The 2,593-nt window shown below is 44.2% G+C and carries 2 protein-coding genes; both read right to left on the bottom strand.

All coding sequences use genetic code 11. From position 1 onward, the window contains the following. A partial coding sequence (locus AAC033_RS18950) for a twin-arginine translocation signal domain-containing protein (RefSeq protein WP_339741118.1) occupies nucleotides 1-318 on the bottom strand: 318 nt, incomplete at its 3' end. Nucleotides 319-547: 229 nt separating this feature from the next. Then, complete coding sequence (locus AAC033_RS18945; RefSeq protein ID WP_339741116.1) at nucleotides 548-2,185, bottom strand: glycosyltransferase family 39 protein; 1,638 nt, start codon at nucleotides 2,183-2,185, stop codon at nucleotides 548-550. Between the last annotated feature and the right edge of the window lie 408 nt (nucleotides 2,186-2,593).

The following is a 2,593-nucleotide window of genomic DNA, read 5'->3' as shown; positions in this document are numbered from 1 at the left end:
GGCCAGCAATTCGCGGTAGAATTCGTAGGTTTGAATTGATCCATTCGGGTCTGCTTTTTTCGCTTGTTGCATGAACAAGCCCAGTTTTGCCTGGTACACTTCGCAGGCGGCAACCGGAACTGCATCTTTGCAATTTTGGGTGAAGTAATTCAGCAGAATGCGCCCTTGCTTGCCGGTGCCAATGTAGCCAAGGTTGATCCGGTCGTTGGCAGCCACATAGCCGTTACCTCCCATGACGTGGCGCGGAATAATTGTTACAGCCGCGGCTCCGAGGGCTGCCTTTCCAAGAAAATTTCTTCGGTTTAATTTTTGATTCATTTGTTTAGCGTTTAGTTTGACATGAGGTCAGGCCTAAGATAAGTAATTTTTTTGAAGCTGGCGGTAGCTGCTTGTTTCCTCATCTTTGGTGTCAGCTCAACGATCCATTGTCCTTTGAAAGCCCCCAACTAATGAGTACTTCCCTGAAAGCTTAAGTCATCCAAGCCTTTTTTCCACGGGCGTTTGAGAAACTTCGAACGGTGCTATTCCCGCTCTCTGAATTTCGGGATCAACGTTGCCGGATTCGGAGAAGGTAGCGGGTCTTGAGTTTAGAGGCTCTGGTTTTTGGATTTAGAAATTTTATGGAAAGGCTGCTCATGCTGTTGTGCTGAAAGACTCCGATAGTGTCAATGGCAATATTCATATCAACCAGTTGTTGGATACCTTCTGGTCCTGTGAAGAGCCAGTCGTTGGCGGGGGGGTCTATTCGTTTGAAATCATCAGGAGTAACCAGGTATTTTCCATAGTTTTTCGAATAAAGAAAAACCTCCCAGTAGCGGGCCTCAGGCATGAAAATATGGAGTTGCTCGCTGGAGTTTGCCTTCTGGTTAAAAATATCACAAGCTTTGAATGAAGCTTGGTATTGAATTAGGTTTGGCTGGATGTGAGCGTTGAGAGTAAATAACAAGGCCGAAATGGCGAGCACCAGGTAACTGAGTTGCTTGTTCAGGCTGTCTTTCCAGGAAAGCACATATACAAAGCCTCCCAGCAAGGCGACAATCACCAGCCAAATCCATCTGTCTGGATTTGGAAAAACGAAAATCAAAAACGCACCAGACAGTACAAAAAGGAGGATGCCGATTACCACGTGGATGGAGCTAACGATCTTCCTGAGTTTTGCAAATTGAGTTTTGTCGAAAATCAGCAAGGCCCATCGTGCTGCCAGTATCGAGATTAGCGGAAGCACGGGCATTTCGTAGTGAGGGTTCTTCGCTTTAGCTACCGAGTTGATGAGCAAATAAACCAGAACTCCTCCCAGGGTGTAGAATTCATCTTTGCTGTTGACGCGCCACTTTTTCTGAACCTGTTCACGAATCTGCATGAAAATACCCAAAAAGCTGAAAACAGCCCACGGAGCTATCATATACAGGGTGGTATGAATATAAAAAAACGGATCGTTGTTTTTCCCAGCGTAGCTACCACTGATTCGGCCAGCATTGTTCGTCCAGAAATAGAACTTAATGCCCTCCAGTCCAAACTGGTCATAAAGTCCCCACAGGGCTGGTACGATCATCAGCAGCACAATGGGGATAGCCAGCAACCAGCGGTAATCGAAAATGGCCTTGAAGTTGCGCGTAAAAAGCAGATGCAGTCCCACAGCTGAACCGATAATAACGATTGCGACAGGCCCTTTCGTTAGCATAGCCAATCCAACCAATAAGGTTCCCAGGTAGAAATGGTAATCTTTCCGTGTTTTTACCCAAGCCGCGTATTGCCAAATTGACAAGATGACGGGAACAACGAGCAGGGTGTCGGTATGGATGTCGTTGTGAAAATGAACATATCCCAGGCAAGTTGCCCACATGAATGCTGATAAAACTCCAATTCTCTCATCGTATAATGTTTTGCCCAGCCTAAAGGTGCCGTATATCCCGGCAAGCGAGATGAGCAAAATACCGAGCTTGTATGCAGCTATTGAAATGCCGAAGGGTTTAAAAATCATAGCCGCAATCCAGAAAAGAAGCGGGGGCTTTTGGTCGTAAGGGTCACCGCCAATAGTCATGTTTATCCAGTCCTGATTATCCAGAATCTCCCGGCCAACCTGAGCATATTTTGCTGCATTAATAACAACAGGAATAAATAACCCGGCAATATTTACCAGTAAGTATAGAATAATGCCCAAAAAGAGCCAATGTTTGTGCTTCATATTGATTGTGGAATGACAAAACTTAATCCGGAACGAAATAACGAAAAAGAATGATTACAGAACGGCAAAAATACAAATAACATCTTTACAAGTTCGTTTTTTCTTTCTGTCATTTAACACCCACAGAATCGTCAAACGGTCTGAACCTCTGAATTGAATATGTAGAAGTGGGTGCCTTGGGGGATTCGTTAGTTCCTAAATTTAAGGAATTGACATCACCAGCTATTAATTGCTGTTTTACCCAACGTGTATCAGCAAAATCCCTTGAAAGCAGTGGTTTTACTCATAGAATTGAAGGGTTTCTATATCTGGAAAAAGCTTTTACGTGAAATTACCCATTGTTTTATAACATAGCACAGGTGATATTTGATGGTACAAGAAAAGCCACAAAAAACGATCTCCAAAGAG

This window comes from uncultured Sunxiuqinia sp. (assembly GCF_963974515.1).
In the GTDB taxonomy this organism is placed as follows: Bacteria; Bacteroidota; Bacteroidia; order Bacteroidales; family Prolixibacteraceae; genus Sunxiuqinia.
The sequence above is the reverse complement of the archived record's forward strand: the minus strand, read 5'-3'. Positions and strand labels throughout refer to the sequence as shown.